The sequence below is a fragment of the Streptococcus timonensis genome (assembly GCF_900095845.1).
Classification (GTDB): Bacteria; Bacillota; Bacilli; order Lactobacillales; family Streptococcaceae; genus Streptococcus; species Streptococcus timonensis.
Genome location: NZ_FMIX01000004.1, coordinates 712,520 through 727,464, shown reverse-complemented (window position 1 = coordinate 727,464; position 14,945 = coordinate 712,520). Strand labels below are relative to the sequence as shown.

The following is a 14,945-nucleotide window of genomic DNA, read 5'->3' as shown; positions in this document are numbered from 1 at the left end:
TTGGTAGGTCCTAAAAGAATTTTATCAAGTCTTTCCTGACCACAAAGCGACTGTTTCCGTCCTCTGCTTCAAGCCCATGCGGTACTGACGTATCAATTTCAACGGAATTCCCTAAATCACGGACTACTTCAACAGTGATACATTTTTCTAAAGGAAGTTTTCTAACTTCCACCTCTTCCAATCCAAACACTGAAAGTTTGTCATCGAAAGCATGATCTACTCCGTTCGCATCTGTCAGAATCACCTTGCACCAACCTGGAAACTGATCAAGATCAAACACTTCTATGATACTTACTTTACATTCAACCATCTCGTTCTCCTTAAAAGGCCTCTTAAAGCGCCTCTTTCACATATTCCTCTACATCTTCAATCTCTATAAAAGAAGGATCTAGGTGACATAAGAAGTGCCATTCTTCGGTTTCGCGTTTTCTGTATAGAATTGCTTCGCCATCTTCACTTCCAAAAAAGCTTCTGTCGACTTCATAGCCACGGCTTTCTATGAATGCTTTTGCCTTACGGAAGTTTGCTTCTCTGGCTTCGACATAGGCTTTCACTTCATCGTTATTCACGACATAAGCATCTACTTTTGTAGCACCTTCGATTACTTTATCGTTTTTAAGGGATAAATTCGAAATTTCTTTCCAAATAATGTCCACATTTTTTTCAGGTTCAAACGAGAATCTAGATAAAGGGACAATATTTCCATTGAAGACAATCTCAATATAATCCGGTAGATTTTTTGGATTAAAATACTCAACTACAAACCCATCTTCTTTTTCTAAAGTATATCCAGGGATTTGAGCTACAAATTCTCGTCCTTCTTCTAAAGACTCAAATAAGACTAAATCCTTTGAATAATTGTTTTGGTACAATTCTAATAGATACATCATTAATCCTTCCAATATTTGAAAAACTAACCGAGATTTAAGCAACTTACAACCTAATTATCTATCCTTAGTATACACATATATTACATAACGAAGATATTTAACTAAAGTTTATCCAGGATCTACATCTATAGAAGTTATTTTGTAACCATCCTCTTGGTATAAAAATTCTAATTGTAGGGTTAAATCTACTAATTCAGAATCTGACGTCATCTGATATTCAACAGCAAAGCCAGTTTGATCATTAAATTCATAAACTTGTAGTTGAGAATACTCATAGTTCGGATGGAAATTACATTCTACACCATATTCATCAATTTTATCAAAATCATTTAATTGTAATGAATCGTCAATATATTCAAGCAACTCTCTTACATCATCAACTTCTGAACCATCAACACAATCTATAATCTCACTATAATTATTTAGACGAATTGCTCTTAAAATCTTTTTAAGTACTTCAATTACTTTTTCTTCCTTTTGGTAGTTCTCTTTGTATTCAAAATCATCGAATATTCCCATGAAAATACTTCCTTTTCTAAAATTTAAAATCCTTTTCCTTACTAATTCTATTACTAGCCAATATCGTATAAATCAAATAACCAATAAAAATAACATAGCAGCCAGTCTTACAACTTACTACTTTTCATATGATAATTTACAAATGTTTTTCCAGCCACTCGATCTTTTTAAAATCCTTATTGTTATTTTGTTCATTTCGATAGGAGTCTTGAGAAGAAGCTTTGTAAATACTTAGATACTGCTCCAGACTTGGAAGACGAAAAGTGATGCCTTCAATGTGAATAAGCTCTATATCCGATTCCGAAACTCCTGCAAAATCGAATAAGGAATCGATACTTCCAAATTCAACACTCTCTCTATCCTTTTGGAATTCATGCTCATGAATATCTATTAAGACGTAGCCTAAGTCTTTCATCACTTTCATTATCTTTTCCCAGTCATAAATTCTGAGATGGTCAGGTGCTTCCCAACCTCTAGGGTCACCAGGTACATGAATGTCAATGTCAGACGGCCCCCAATTTTCTTTCGTTCTAAACTCCAATCCCAAAGAACCCATCAGTGTCGGTGTAATTCCGACTCGATTTAAATGGAAACAAATAGTTTTAAATTCTTCAAATAAGAGACTCATGTTTACTCTAAACCTTTCATCTAAATGTTCGTTATTTCTACTTTATTCCCTTGAACAAAATCATCTTCATTTTCTAGAGTATATCCAGTTATTTTGGATACAAACTCTTTTCCTTCTTTTAAGGACCCAAATGCAACTAGATCTTCATAAGAAGGATTTTGATACAATTCCAATAAATACATCGATAACCCTCCTAAACTTTCCTTAGCGTGATTGTTCAATCATACTCTCTAAATCTTTCTTTTCCACACTCATGTATTCAACTTCTTTTGTTCCTTCATTGTATTGATAGCATCTAAATATCAATTGATTGCTTGTCTGAAACAGTGTGTCTACCCCAGAGTATTCTCCATGGCATTTTTCTAGTTTCATTTCATCAACGAGTTCCAATGTCTTTAAATGAAACACAAACCATCTTTCTTCCGTTGTAGAGAATACACCATAAGAATTGTTAATCTTCCATACGTTTGATACCTCGTCCTGTTCAAATACAGGAAATCTTTGACTAAATTTTATTTGGAAATCATGATTTGATATTATATAAAATTCAGTCGAGTAAAAATTTACCAACAACGAACTCTCCTCGTCAGTCGAAAAAACATATGCCAAATTTCGTGGAAATTTATGTCTCACATTTAGCTCATGATTCAAAAATTCAAGGCAAAAGTCCTGTGAACCATCCTGTCCCGCTGTCAATGAAACGATGATTCTATTATCAGAGAAGCCCTTAAAAGTTACTTCAGAATCAAGAAAGTTATCTTCCAAATCTAAATAGTAACTTTGAAAATTCTGTTCGTCTCTCACTTCAATCCGAATTTCATGGCTACTTTTTCGACAAGCAAACCAAGTTAAGTTATTTTTCTGAGATTGATAGCTGCCGATTAAAGTGCCTACATTAGTATCTATATTTTCAAAACTCTTATAGGATTGTTTATGATTGTTAATTAAACAATTTTCATTCACTTTTTTAAAACGGTTAAGTTGAATCACTCGGTTCACCTCCATCTGATCTGAGAAATTTAACTATTATCGAGCAATAGCCTTTTTTCTATAAATTCAGCCAACTTCCTTTTCCCATCGTCTGAGCACCTCTTTCAAAGGCTCATCGAGATAGCTATAGGCCTTGTCTTTGATCCACTCAGGAATCCCATAAGCCGCCTCGGCGATACTTCCCGTGATTGCAGCAAGAGTGTCGCTGTCCCCACCAAGAGAAATCGCATTTCGAATCGCATCTTCAAAATCTGTACTTTCTAGAAAGGCAACGATGGCCTGAGGAACGGTATCCTGACACGTTTCATTGAATCGATACGTAGGACGAATCTCATCTAACGTTTTAGAAAGGTCATATCCATACTCTTGTTCTATGTGTTCCTTGATAAGTCTCTTACACTCCGTAGGATTGTCGTTGATCGGTTTTCCATAGTCGCCACTGTAACCTCCAAAGTAATAACGACACATAAAGATAGCATCAGACGTCGCCATAGCTCCTTTGACCCCTTCTGCATGGTTATGAGTCACCTCTGCAGAAAGTCGTGCAAGAGCTCTTCTGGACGGCCAGGTTCCAGTTCGTGCACAGAAACTACAATCCATGGCCCAGGCACATGGAGAAACACGCATTGCTGAGCCATTGCCAAAGCTATTATAAGGTTCTCGATCGTCGCCATCAACCCAATTCCCAAATCTTGCACCGTAACCTGCATCGGGATACATCCTACCATATTTTTTCATGGCATCAATAAAGTCATCCTTTTGACCACCATTCATAATTGCTTCTGCAACGGCACAGGTCATAACCGTATCATCTGTGAAAAAACAATCATCACGAAATAATGGAAAGTCTTTCGTTTTAATGTTGTCCCATTCATAAACAGAACCAACAATATCTCCAACTATTGCTCCTAGCATCAGATTCCTCCTTATGATATGTCAGATTCATTACACATTTCCAATGAATCGCTCTTTAAAAATGGCACTACCAAATTAATCCACTCTTGAGGCAGGTAAGCTGATAAATAGCCGTGGATATAGCCCTTAGCTTCATACAAAATCGTATTTGGATGCAGTTGTTGAAATAATTTCGCTGATGCTTTCACACAGTTCAATTCTTTTTCACCATAAATATAAAGAACCTGCGCCTTATTAGCAGAAATCGTATCCTTTAGCTTGTAATGCCCCATATAGGTTTTGTAAATGGTCACCAATGTTTTGATAGACGTCCTTGGCAGATCCTCCAAATAATAATCTTTTATTTCCTCTGGATAAGCGAGTTTAGGATAGAGTTTGTTCATCATGCTTAACTGAAGTTTACAAGAGAATTTACTAAACATCAGTTTGCCAAATAGACGTATCAGAAAAATGCTAATTTTGGCTAATCTTGGTTGTGGAATACAGAGGCTTCCATCAATGATGGCTTTCTCAGCTATATCTCTTTCTATTGACAAAAGCTCCATAGCAATTTGACCACCAAGTGAAACACCACCGATTGCAAACAATTTCCCATCACAGTTTGCTCTGATATAGTCTAGAATCTCGAAAGCAGAATCTTCAGTAGAAACATAATCAAGTTGATATTCTTCGCCGTGGCCATTCAAGGTGGGTAGAATGACACGATACTTCTCCGACAAGATCCGTGCTTGACGAAGATAATTCCACCAAGAACTACCACCGCCATGTATCAGCAAGATAGAAGGCAAATTCTTATCACCAAATTCATGGAATTTCATATTTAAACTCCTTACTGTAGAACTTTCACTAGATAAATACTTGTTCAATCAGCTCGTACAAGCAGTGATACCACATCAAATAGAAAACTCTTTAACATTGATCATCTAATTAGCAGATCGTTACTTACAATAATGGATATCCTGATCTAAATTTTAAAATGTTGTTTCCTTACTAATTCTATTACTCGCCAATATTGTATAAATTAAATAAGCAATAAAAATGATAATAAAAATAACATTAATTTTTAACACAAAATAGAGATTTAACAAATTTGCGAAAGCATGAAATAATATGCAGTATCCCACAGATTTCGTTTGACGGTAAAGAAGCCCTAAAACAAAACTTAAAAATAATGTATATATAAAAAATAAGATAAAAGGAAATCCTTGATGACTTTCTCCAACTATAAACCATAAAGGCAGATGCCAAATCCCCCAAATTGATCCTACAATTAAATTAGATTGCCAATATGTATATTTTTTATCAAGTAATGGTTGTAATATTCCTCTCCATCCTAATTCTTCATGTCCACCACCAAAAAATATTAATTGAATAAAGAATAGTGACATCAGATAAATTAATACTCCGTTTAGTTCTAAGGAAGATACAGAAAATAATATCAAAATTGCTAAAAAATGAATAATGAAATAAATACTACTACTTTTTCTTTTAGTAAATACAAAATGTTTAAATTTTATATTATTTCTTTTCAAATAAAAGCCACTTGCAATAGCTGGACCAAGAGCACCTACTATATGTAACATTCTCCCTATAAATGTTTCTAATCCCAAAATATGAGATTGAGTAAAGATGGCAAGAATCCCCCAAGCTATATAAGCAATACCAAATGTACAATAAAGATAATTTTTTAAATTCCTTTTATCAATTTCTGTCATTTTATTTCCCTTATCTTGATTATTTTATGAATAATATTTTTTACTGCTTCTTAGTTGCTGTCGATTATAACTACCTATATTCTATCACAAAAACACAAAAAAGCCTTACAATCAAGGCTTTTCATTATTGATTCATACCAAGCTTTCTAGGCTTTTACGGCAAAGATACACACTCGGCGGTTCGGACTTACCGTATCATTTCGTCGGTGCCCCTCCTCTTTCTACGAGTCCTATCGCATGTGCCGAAGATCTACTTCTACTTCGCTAAAGTATCAGCTCGTACAAGCAGTGATACTGCCTCAACATGTGGTGCTAGTAAACTTCTATATTATAGAACGAAAGGGATAGAGTTAATGTTTAAACTTAAACTTTAGAATGAAAATATTTTTTCTTTTCTTACCCTACAGTTTCCGTACAAATTTTATAGGCTTCATCTCATAAAAACTTGTACCTTGCTAAATTCAACAAACTGAAGCTTGTTTGTCTCATTTAGCTTTCTTGGGTTTCTTTTCTGGCAGTTCCGCATACATACCTTTCAGTAGCTCAGTAATCAAATCCATATCCTCAAATCTGTCGAATGCATACATCAATGTCTTTGAACCCTCATACGGATAACGCAATTCTGAGTCTGCAAGAAGTTTGTCCGATGTCGGCGTTCTCTTTAAAAATAGTTCATTATCGCAAATGTCACCTATCAGCTTACCGTTAAAATATATAAGGTAGCCGCCCATCATCGATCTTATGACAATATCACCTGCTGCAGAAAAAATCTCACGAACAAATTCATTAAATTCATTCACTATGATTACCTCCTTCAAAATCAAATATTCCTTACTTTATGGCAAACTCTTTCCCTATTTATCCTCAAAATTTCAGCAATCCATTTTCATCAAATTGAAAATTCGGTCCCCATGAAACTTCCCAATAGTATCCATCTAAATCCGAAAAATATGCGTGATATCCACCCCAAAAAACTTCCTGTGGCTCTTTTACAATTTTTCCACCTGCTTTTCTTACTAATGCAATTACAGTCTCTACATCTTCTTTATGTTCAACATTGTAGGCTAATGTAATTCCTGAAAATCCATTCCCTTTTGGTGGATTATTTTCATCAATATCTTTTGCTAATTGTTCCAAAGGAAATAGTTCAAACTTTGTTCCCGGAGTATCAAAAAAGCATACTGACGGATTATTTTCTCTGCAATCAGTCTTATATCCTAAACCATCTCTATAAAACTTTATTGACCTTTCCATATCTTTCACACCTAAACAAAACAAATAAAAGATTAGTTACTCAACTTGCCATTAATTGTTTGATATTAAGTATTGATAAAGAAAAATTTCATAATTGCACATTTCTTATTGCAGAGATTACAAAACTATTAGATAACGAATTAAATTACTATGAACAAACTGTTTTCCTTTATGCTAAGGGCTACTTTGAATTTAAAAAGAATTTAGATACTGGTGTTGAAAAAATGAAACAGGCTATCCAAGTCTTTGATATTTTAGAAGAGCAAAATATGAAATCTCAGTATATAGATTATTTCTCTCAAAATGTGGAAACAAGATAGAATACTAACTTTAAAGACTTAGTGAAAAGCAGAAACTAGTAATGATACTAGTTTTTGCTTTTCTCCATAATAATTAATTTCCCCCTTTTTCCTTCTAAATCTTTTTTCACAACAAAAAAACCTGAATTTCTATATGCTTTTTGAGCCAATATATTTTTTTCATTTACAGCCAATATAATATGGTTAATTTCTAATTTCAAAGTTGAATCTATGAATTCAAATATTCCATTCAGAGCATTAGAACCATATCCTTGATTTCTGAAATTATCATCAATAGAAAATCCTCTAATAAGCGCATAATCATTTTGATAATAGCCGTACTCTTTAGGACCAGTGTTTAGGTGTAGGCAAAAAAAACCAATTACTTTATGGTCTTTATTAAGTATTACTATTGGGTATCTATCCTTATCTTTTTTAGACTTTTCAATAATATTTTTTGGGGTATCAGTATGTGTAATATCATTTAAAGAATAAGAACTTAAAGAATGGTAATGTTCAACTTCACTATACAAAGATAATTTCATGATAATTAATTCCTTTCTCTTTATGTAAGATACATAACTAAATCAGTTGATGATTTAATAATCATATCAATTGTTTTCATACTTTCTACTTTCCTATTCAACTTTCAAATATATAGCGTTTTCATTATTTTCTTATCCTATTATATCATTATTCAAAATAAAAAACTGCAACTTACTAGTTGCAGTTAAACACAGATTTTCTTCCGTTCCTTTAGAGACTTATATTTTCATTTTCAGGCATATTAAAAACATCGTTTTTTTCAAAATAAGGTTTTACCATTTCTTTCCATCTAGCTTTATGAAAATTGATCGAATTTAAAGGAGAAAGGCCATAATTTCCCAATGCATAACCATCATTTACTTCAACAACAAGTGTCCTGCCATCACTAGTAACACCGATATCTAGTCCATAAGCTATTGGCGCATCTTTCCAACATGATATGGCTTCATCAATTACACTAGGATCAAATTGTGCATTATAGTCACCTGTATAGGGTCGAACATCTAATACGCGACCATCTAACACAAAACAACGCCATTCTGCTATGAATTCTACAACCTCACTAATCCATATAGGATAGTCAAAAGGTAAACCAATACCTATCAAATCACGGGTTCCGTTAACAACTCTTCCAGTAAAGACTTTTGAACCAGCTTTGGGCTTAATAAATTTTCCCCAATTATCAGGTATATTTACAATCTCTCCCAAAACGCCTTCATAAATCTTTCGACCATAAAACTCTTTGAGCTCAATAGGATAGTCATAAACCGGAACGTTTAACCCCATCATTTTTAGTAATGCTCTAGTCTCCATTATATAATCTACAACTATATCTTCACTTGTTAACTGTTCTATTTCAGAAAAAGATTGATATAAAATAACTTCTTCTCCTTGTAAGTATGCACCTACTTGAGCATTGTACTTATTAATTGAAACTTCACTTGGTAGTTTGCTTTGTCTAATATAAACAACCATTTTATCACTCCTATATCACTAGTGTTGCACCTGTTGGTAAAAAAATAATAGCATTTTTGCTGTTATTTTTTTGAGTAAATAGCTCCCATAATATCATCGAAATAATCAACAGTATTTAGGAGCAATTCTATAACTTGGGACTTTGTTAGTCGCATTCCTCTTCTATCTCTAGCATCTTCTACTAAATTTTCAAGTTTCTCTAGATTTTTATCATCCAAGCTAATCATTATTCTATTTTTATCAGTTGCCATTTTCTTCACCTCAAGTCAATTCTATCACAGGTGTTACACTTGTATCAATTATTTTCTTTTTAAAATATAAATATTTAAATTAGGATACTTTTATACCTTTTTAATATTTTGTATTCAGTATTTAGTAATAAAGACTTAACTATAAAAAGCCTTACAATCAAGGCTTTCGATTATCTCTTTCGTTACAAGGTTTCTAGGCTTTTACCAGCAAAGCTACACACTCGACATGGTGCGTTTGAGGAAACAAGTCAACCGGCTGGACTTTCTTCAACTCGTAGCCCAACTCTTGATAGAGTTTGATATCACGCGCCATGGTTGCGACATTACAGGAGATATAAGCAATGCGGTCAGCTCCTGTTTGAGCGCTTGCTTTGATAAAGCTTTCGGTCAATCCCTTGCGTGGTGGGTCGACCAGGATGGCAGTTGGTTGGATACCTTCCTTGAGCCAATTCTTCATGGCATTTTCAGCTGTGTCACAGACATAGTGGGCATTGGCGATACCGTTCAATTCTGCGTTTTTCTGGCTATTTTCTACCGCTTCTGGGATAACTTCCACACCGTAGACTTCCTTTACATGTTTAGCGAGTGATAAGCCAATGGTCCCGATTCCTGAATAGGCATCGATCACCACATCATCTTCTTTTAACTCCGCAAAATCAATAGCTGTCTGATAAAGTTTCTCTGCCATTTCTGTATTGACCTGATAAAAGGCTGGTCCAGAGATTTGGAAGTTATTCTCCAACATTTGGTCCGTAATGTAATCTTGACCATAGAGAACTCGCCATTCTTTTCCAAAAATGGCATTGGTATTCTGGTCATTGATATTTTGCATAACAGCCACAATCTCTGGGAATTGCTTGATGACTTGTTCAATCAACTGTTCAACTCGGAAAATTTTAGGACGAGTGGTCACCAAAATAACCATGATTTGTCCGGAATGATGTCCACGACGAACAACAAGGTTACGAATCAAGCCAGACTGTTCCTCCTCATCATAGGGTTTTAAGTCATAACGACGAAGTAAATCTCGTAAAGCCACAATAACTTGGTCAATCACTGGATCTTGGATATAAAAATCTTCAAGTGGCATAAGGTCATGAGAATTCTTACGGAAGAAACCAGTCTCAAGAACACCATTGACACGACGAACAGGAACCTGAGCCTTGTTACGATACTTGACAGGATTTTTCATGCCAAGAGTATCTGGAACCTCTATATCCGTGATTCCAGCAATCTTATAGAGGCTATCTTTTACTTGCTTGGTTTTAAACTTGAGCTGCTCTGGATAAGCTAGATGTCCCAAGTCGGCAATGCCTGAACGCAGGTAAGCCAAATCTAAGTCTTGATTACGATGTGGAGATTGCGTAAGGTATTCCTCGACCTTACCAAAGCCAATCTTTTTGTTGACTTTAAGGACTCGCATAAGGATTTTTTCAGTCGGAAGAGCATTCTCTACAAAAAAGACCAAGCCATCTACCTTGGCAACACCTGCTCCTTCATGAGTTAAATCGACAATCTCAACTTCTACAATATCATTTTTCTTTAACATAATTTTCACTTTCTATAAACCGACAAAAAAAGACGGCAACAATCCTGTTACCATCTATTATACCATGAAATGACCTAAGCACCAAAACTCTTGAAGAAATCAAGGATAGCTTGCCAAATTGAGCTAAGGATGTTTCCACCGTCTTGAATAGCTTTATTGGCATCAAAGTTTAGATCGATATTGCTGAAACTATCACCTGCTTGTGCAACGATACTTTGTTTCAGATCTTTTAGCGTCTTAGTAAAGTCTTCGTTATTTAAAATATCACTCTTTGAAAGATTGAAGGCAAAGTTAATGATGACATTGATCTGATTTCCTGTTATAACCTGATCTAGTTTATAATTTTTTAATGTGTCTTCGACAATCTTACGAACATCATCCTCTGTGAGCTCACCTTTAGACTCTTTAGCTTTAGCAATAGCAGCCTTGATATCAGCAAGGGCTACGTTGAGTTTATTGGCATCATAGCCAGATTTGTCCTTGTTTTCATCATTGATGTCTGACAAGGCTTTTAACTCCTCCTGAGCCAAGTTTTTATTCTCCTGAGGTAACTGAACACCATTAGACTCAAGGGAATAGTAAATACCTGCTAAGGCACTTTCACCAGTAACTGGAATTGGTGCCGCAACGATGATACGCGCGTGCTCCACACCCAAGGTAACAGCCGCATTACGGTACATATCTTGCGTCACTTTAGTGATATTTTCAGGTGTCTCAATCTTGACCTCAAGTGGTGATTTTTCTCCTAATTTTTGAATTTTTGCTGATGAATAAAGTTGAAGACTTGAATCATTTGCTACATTCATAATCTTTGAGTAGACATCCGGTGTCATAGTTTTCAACTGTTTTGTATCTTTAGAGGCATCGTAGCCAAGTTTTTTAAGTGTTTGATTTTTTTGATCTTCCGTTAATGAAGAACCTAAGACATACTCAGGTTGAACATAGGTTTCATCAATGACTTTTTGAACATTAGTTGCTGCTTGAACGCTTTGCAGTTTTGCAACCGCCAAAAGAACAGCAGCGCTCGTCAGAAAGAATTTCTTTCGCATGAGACGTTCCTCCTTTTCTTCTCTAGCATATTAAACTATTCTTAAAGAAAACTTATAAAAGCACCTAGAAATTCTAGGTGCTTAAAATAGATTAAAAATTTTCATAATATAGAGATTTAGCTGAACCTGTCTAGAGTAATAATAGTTTCCCCCATCCACATAAAGTTCTCCACCCTGAAAAATAGAAATGGGATTGATGTAGCGATAGGTTTTCCCTGTTGTATTTCCTAATATAGGTGCGACTGTATCTCTGGAGTATTGTTTAGCTAGTACAAGAGTATTCTTTTTCCCATTCTGGGCGATAAAATCGATATAAGCAGGTCCAAAGTTATAAGCTTGAATGGCTGTCCAGACATCCACTCCTTTTTCTTGAGCTAGATAGAGATTTTCTGTCAAGGTTTGAACCCCTTGCCGAATACTACTTTCATTATCGTTTATGGTATCAGTAGAGCCACTAGCAGATTCACTTGACTGCATCACGTCTCCTTCTTTACCCTTAGTTTCTGTATAAATCATGGCGAGCACAAGCTCTTCGTTTGCTGGGGTATCTCTTTCATTCAAGATTTCGCGAACCAAGGGTTGATAGGTCATGACTTGTTTGACATCCTGACGAATCAGATAAGCTTTATATCCAGCGAAAAGGAAGACTGCTAGTACCAGCATTCTTCGTATAAATTTAAACATTATTTACTTTGTATATCCTCGATATTTTTGATTAAGATAGAGTATGTTCCATTGTCGTTTTGAATAAATTCAACCGACGCAGTATCTTGATAAATACTATTTGGCACAATTAATTCAATCCCATTTGATAGAGAAAGTTTTTGGTTTTCAAAGCGTTTCAGTTGACGACTAGCATCTATTTCATCAAATTGCACAGGTTCCGGTACTGCTTCTTTCACTTGATCAACAAAGCTTAAACGAGCCGTCAGATTGTTATCAAATAAATCGTTAGCTAATTTTTCAGGAGAAAGTTCATTATTTTCTTCTAGATGATTGAAAATTGCTGATTTTACCTTGGATTGAAATTGAAAATCATCTGTGTTAAAGGTTTCGGCAATCTTTTGAGCTGTTTTTTCAAGTTCCTTGATAGATTTCTTTGGAGAAATTTTAGGATTTACAGCTAGGAGATTTTCTGAAAAATAATTGAGAAAGGCTCCGTTGTACTTGATACGCTTTTCAATGAGGTGGTATTTACGAGTCTGTAGATTAACGACTAAAGCTTCATCAGCACCTGTTCCAAAACCAGGTAAGTTATTCTGAGTCAGCCTGATTGGATTATCGACCTCTCCACCAAGGTGAGTTAAAGTCTCGCGTAAAGCAATACGTAAAAAAGCAAAATGCTCTACGCCATCTTTGGAGAACTGAACGAAAATTAAATCATTAGTCTTGAGATTCTCAGAAATGCTGAACTCTTCTTTCCAAAGATTGGCTAGTGTTACTGAAGTCTCCAACAAATCGTCTGTGATGTGATTGAAGAAGGGATTTTCTTCTTCGAAAATCCCAGTCTTAGCTTCATCTGAATACACACGCTCAACCTTTTTGCGTAGGTATTCTTCGATTTTTGGAGTAATATTGAGAAACTTATCCGCTAGAAACAACTCCGTGTCAACAGAGCTGAACTGATGGATAATGGCTTTCTTAATATAAATGTCCATAAAAGTATTAGTCCTCGTATAATGGGAAGGCATCTGTCAAAGTTTTGACTGCACTTCTTACTTCTTCTAATACAGCTTCATTATCTGCATTCTTAAGAGCTTTAATGATGAGCTCTGCCACTTTTCGGCTTTCCTCTTCACCAAAACCACGTGCAGTTATTGCGGCTGCTCCGATACGAATTCCACTTGTCTTGAATGGAGACAAGGTTTCGTAAGGGATAGAGTTTTTATTTAGGGTAATGTTAACCTCATCAAGTAGGTTTTGAGCAACCTTTCCGTTCTCTACAACCTTGGTTACATCAACAAGGAAAAGATGGTTTTCAGTTCCGCCAGAAATAATACGGAAATCAGGATCTTGCAAGAAGACATCTGCCATAGCCTTGCTGTTCTTGATGACATTAGCAGCATAATCTTTAAAAGCAGGATCCAATACTTCTTTGAATGAAACAGCTTTTGCTGCGATAACATGCTCTAATGGTCCACCTTGAATACCAGGGAAAATAGCAGAGTTAATTTTCTTAGCAAGTTCTTCATCGTTAGTCAATATCAAGCCACCACGTGGCCCACGAAGTGTTTTGTGGGTCGTTGTCGTTGTGATATGTGCATATGGAACTGGACTTGGATGAAGACCAGCTGCCACCAAACCAGCAATATGAGCCATATCAACCATGAGTTTTGCACCAACAGCATCTGAGATTTCACGGAATTTTGAAAAATCGATAATTTGCGAATAAGCCGAAGCTCCAGCAACAATTAGTTTTGGTTTAACTTCCTGGGCTTGTTTCAGGATAGCATCAAAGTCCAAGACTTCTGTCTCAGGATCGACACTGTAAGAGACAAAGTTGTAGGTTTGACCTGAGAAGCTAACAGGAGCTCCGTGAGTCAAGTGCCCACCTGCTGCCAAATCCATCCCCAAGACAGTGTCACCTGGCTCAATCAAAGCCATATAGGCAGCACAGTTTGCTTGGCTTCCTGAGTGGGGTTGTACATTAGCAAACTTAGCACCAAAAATTTCTTTTGCACGTTCAATAGCTAAAGTTTCGATAACATCTACTACATCAGTACCGCCATAATAACGACGTCCTGGGTATCCTTCAGCATATTTATTGGTTAAAATAGACCCTTGCGCAGCCATTACAGCCTTAGTTACAACGTTTTCGGAAGCGATTAACTCAATATTGTTTTGTTGACGTTCCTCTTCTTTAGCAATAGCATCCCAAAGATCCGCGTCATAAGCTTTAAAATCATCTTTGTCAAAAATCATAGGTCTTCTCCTTTTAGTAATTTAATAAATCGTTTCTGCACTTTATCACAAGTATAACCCACTCTTTCATAAAATGCATGAGCATCAAGACGATGGTCTGCAGAGTTTAATCGAATAAACTCATAACCCCGTCTTTTTGTTTCTTTCTCCAACCCTTCAAGTAAATCTCTACCAAAACCTCTCCCCTGGCTTTGCGGCAACACTGCCAAGGCTAGGATATTGAATCCTGCTTTAGAATAGAGAGACTCATAAACCTCAGCGTGAATATAACCAACTAGTTCGTGACTAGTATCATCCTCATAACCAAGTAGGAAATGATGTGAGTCTTGGGATAATTTGGCTAGTTGACTAGCTGTTTCCTCTGGACTAAAAGTATAACCTAAAGCATCTTTGTTAATCTCATGAATCGATGCAACATCTGTTGCTTTCAAAGCACGTAGCAT

The 14,945-nt window shown here is 35.7% G+C and carries 20 protein-coding genes and 2 pseudogenes; 1 reads left to right on the top strand and 21 read right to left on the bottom strand.

Features of this window, described 5'->3' with window-relative positions; genetic code table 11:
* Positions 1 to 10: 10 nt before the first annotated feature.
* From BQ2679_RS07150 to BQ2679_RS07100, 12 genes and pseudogenes are all read right to left on the bottom strand, one after another.
* A complete protein-coding gene (locus BQ2679_RS07150) occupies positions 11 to 310 on the bottom strand; it encodes a hypothetical protein (protein WP_075567533.1) in 300 nt (99 codons plus the stop codon).
* A gap of 22 nt (positions 311 to 332) precedes the next feature.
* Positions 333 to 887, bottom strand: coding sequence for a hypothetical protein (locus BQ2679_RS07145; protein ID WP_075567532.1), 555 nt, complete (start codon positions 885 to 887; stop codon positions 333 to 335).
* A gap of 111 nt (positions 888 to 998) precedes the next feature.
* Complete coding sequence (locus tag BQ2679_RS07140) at positions 999 to 1,409, bottom strand: DUF7668 domain-containing protein (RefSeq protein WP_075567531.1); 411 nt, start codon at positions 1,407 to 1,409, stop codon at positions 999 to 1,001.
* 16 nt (positions 1,410 to 1,425) lie between these two features.
* A pseudogene (locus BQ2679_RS11260) lies at positions 1,426 to 1,503 on the bottom strand (CPBP family intramembrane glutamic endopeptidase); the annotation flags it as partial.
* A 42-nt stretch (positions 1,504 to 1,545) separates the two neighbouring features.
* Entirely contained in the window at positions 1,546 to 2,037 is a 492-nt protein-coding gene (locus tag BQ2679_RS07135) for a phosphoribosylanthranilate isomerase (protein WP_075567530.1), read from the bottom strand.
* Positions 2,038 to 2,057: 20 nt separating this feature from the next.
* Positions 2,058 to 2,219, bottom strand: coding sequence for a hypothetical protein (locus BQ2679_RS10885; RefSeq protein ID WP_167350219.1), 162 nt, complete (start codon positions 2,217 to 2,219; stop codon positions 2,058 to 2,060).
* A gap of 22 nt (positions 2,220 to 2,241) precedes the next feature.
* The gene (locus tag BQ2679_RS07130) at positions 2,242 to 3,027 is read right to left on the bottom strand and encodes a hypothetical protein (protein ID WP_075567529.1); all 786 of its coding nucleotides are present in this window, start codon (positions 3,025 to 3,027) and stop codon (positions 2,242 to 2,244) included.
* A 66-nt stretch (positions 3,028 to 3,093) separates the two neighbouring features.
* Positions 3,094 to 3,942 carry an ADP-ribosylglycohydrolase family protein gene (locus BQ2679_RS07125; protein ID WP_075567528.1) on the bottom strand — a complete coding sequence of 283 codons (849 nt, stop codon included), beginning with the start codon at positions 3,940 to 3,942 and terminating at the stop codon, positions 3,094 to 3,096.
* Between the two features lie 11 nt (positions 3,943 to 3,953).
* Entirely contained in the window at positions 3,954 to 4,760 is an 807-nt protein-coding gene (locus BQ2679_RS07120) for an alpha/beta hydrolase (protein ID WP_075567527.1), read from the bottom strand.
* A 153-nt stretch (positions 4,761 to 4,913) separates the two neighbouring features.
* Positions 4,914 to 5,657 carry a CPBP family intramembrane glutamic endopeptidase gene (locus tag BQ2679_RS07115; protein ID WP_075567526.1) on the bottom strand — a complete coding sequence of 248 codons (744 nt, stop codon included), beginning with the start codon at positions 5,655 to 5,657 and terminating at the stop codon, positions 4,914 to 4,916.
* A gap of 485 nt (positions 5,658 to 6,142) precedes the next feature.
* A complete protein-coding gene (locus BQ2679_RS07105) occupies positions 6,143 to 6,457 on the bottom strand; it encodes a TfoX/Sxy family protein (RefSeq protein ID WP_006153684.1) in 315 nt (104 codons plus the stop codon).
* Between the two features lie 64 nt (positions 6,458 to 6,521).
* Positions 6,522 to 6,911, bottom strand: coding sequence for a VOC family protein (locus BQ2679_RS07100; protein WP_049494983.1), 390 nt, complete (start codon positions 6,909 to 6,911; stop codon positions 6,522 to 6,524).
* Between BQ2679_RS07100 and BQ2679_RS07095 the strand changes: the two are divergent.
* Positions 6,848 to 7,231: pseudogene (locus BQ2679_RS07095) on the top strand (Rgg family transcriptional regulator); the annotation flags it as partial. The gene BQ2679_RS07100 and the pseudogene BQ2679_RS07095 overlap by 64 nt on opposite strands.
* Before the next feature lie 47 nt (positions 7,232 to 7,278).
* Here the strand turns inward: BQ2679_RS07095 and BQ2679_RS07090 are convergent.
* The 9 genes from BQ2679_RS07090 to BQ2679_RS07050 all read right to left on the bottom strand — a co-directional run bounded on the left by BQ2679_RS07090 (position 7,279) and on the right by BQ2679_RS07050 (position 14,945).
* The gene (locus BQ2679_RS07090; RefSeq protein WP_075567525.1) at positions 7,279 to 7,755 is read right to left on the bottom strand and encodes a GNAT family N-acetyltransferase; all 477 of its coding nucleotides are present in this window, start codon (positions 7,753 to 7,755) and stop codon (positions 7,279 to 7,281) included.
* A 211-nt stretch (positions 7,756 to 7,966) separates the two neighbouring features.
* Positions 7,967 to 8,731, bottom strand: coding sequence for an ATP-grasp domain-containing protein (locus BQ2679_RS07085; protein WP_075567524.1), 765 nt, complete (start codon positions 8,729 to 8,731; stop codon positions 7,967 to 7,969).
* A 62-nt stretch (positions 8,732 to 8,793) separates the two neighbouring features.
* The gene (locus BQ2679_RS07080) at positions 8,794 to 8,982 is read right to left on the bottom strand and encodes a hypothetical protein (RefSeq protein WP_000179769.1); all 189 of its coding nucleotides are present in this window, start codon (positions 8,980 to 8,982) and stop codon (positions 8,794 to 8,796) included.
* A 193-nt stretch (positions 8,983 to 9,175) separates the two neighbouring features.
* Positions 9,176 to 10,531 (bottom strand): 23S rRNA (uracil(1939)-C(5))-methyltransferase RlmD, encoded by a 1,356-nt coding sequence (rlmD, locus tag BQ2679_RS07075; protein ID WP_075567523.1) that lies wholly within the window; start codon positions 10,529 to 10,531, stop codon positions 9,176 to 9,178.
* A 74-nt stretch (positions 10,532 to 10,605) separates the two neighbouring features.
* Entirely contained in the window at positions 10,606 to 11,580 is a 975-nt protein-coding gene (locus BQ2679_RS07070) for a DUF1002 domain-containing protein (protein ID WP_075567522.1), read from the bottom strand.
* An 81-nt stretch (positions 11,581 to 11,661) separates the two neighbouring features.
* Positions 11,662 to 12,264 carry a lysozyme family protein gene (locus BQ2679_RS07065; protein ID WP_075567521.1) on the bottom strand — a complete coding sequence of 201 codons (603 nt, stop codon included), beginning with the start codon at positions 12,262 to 12,264 and terminating at the stop codon, positions 11,662 to 11,664.
* The gene (locus BQ2679_RS07060) at positions 12,264 to 13,238 is read right to left on the bottom strand and encodes a nucleoid-associated protein (RefSeq protein ID WP_075567520.1); all 975 of its coding nucleotides are present in this window, start codon (positions 13,236 to 13,238) and stop codon (positions 12,264 to 12,266) included. Before BQ2679_RS07060 ends, BQ2679_RS07065 begins: the two co-directional genes overlap by 1 nt.
* Before the next feature lie 7 nt (positions 13,239 to 13,245).
* Entirely contained in the window at positions 13,246 to 14,502 is a 1,257-nt protein-coding gene (gene glyA / locus BQ2679_RS07055) for a serine hydroxymethyltransferase (RefSeq protein WP_075567519.1), read from the bottom strand.
* Positions 14,499 to 14,945, bottom strand: coding sequence for a GNAT family N-acetyltransferase (locus BQ2679_RS07050; protein WP_075567518.1), 447 nt, complete (start codon positions 14,943 to 14,945; stop codon positions 14,499 to 14,501). Before BQ2679_RS07050 ends, glyA begins: the two co-directional genes overlap by 4 nt.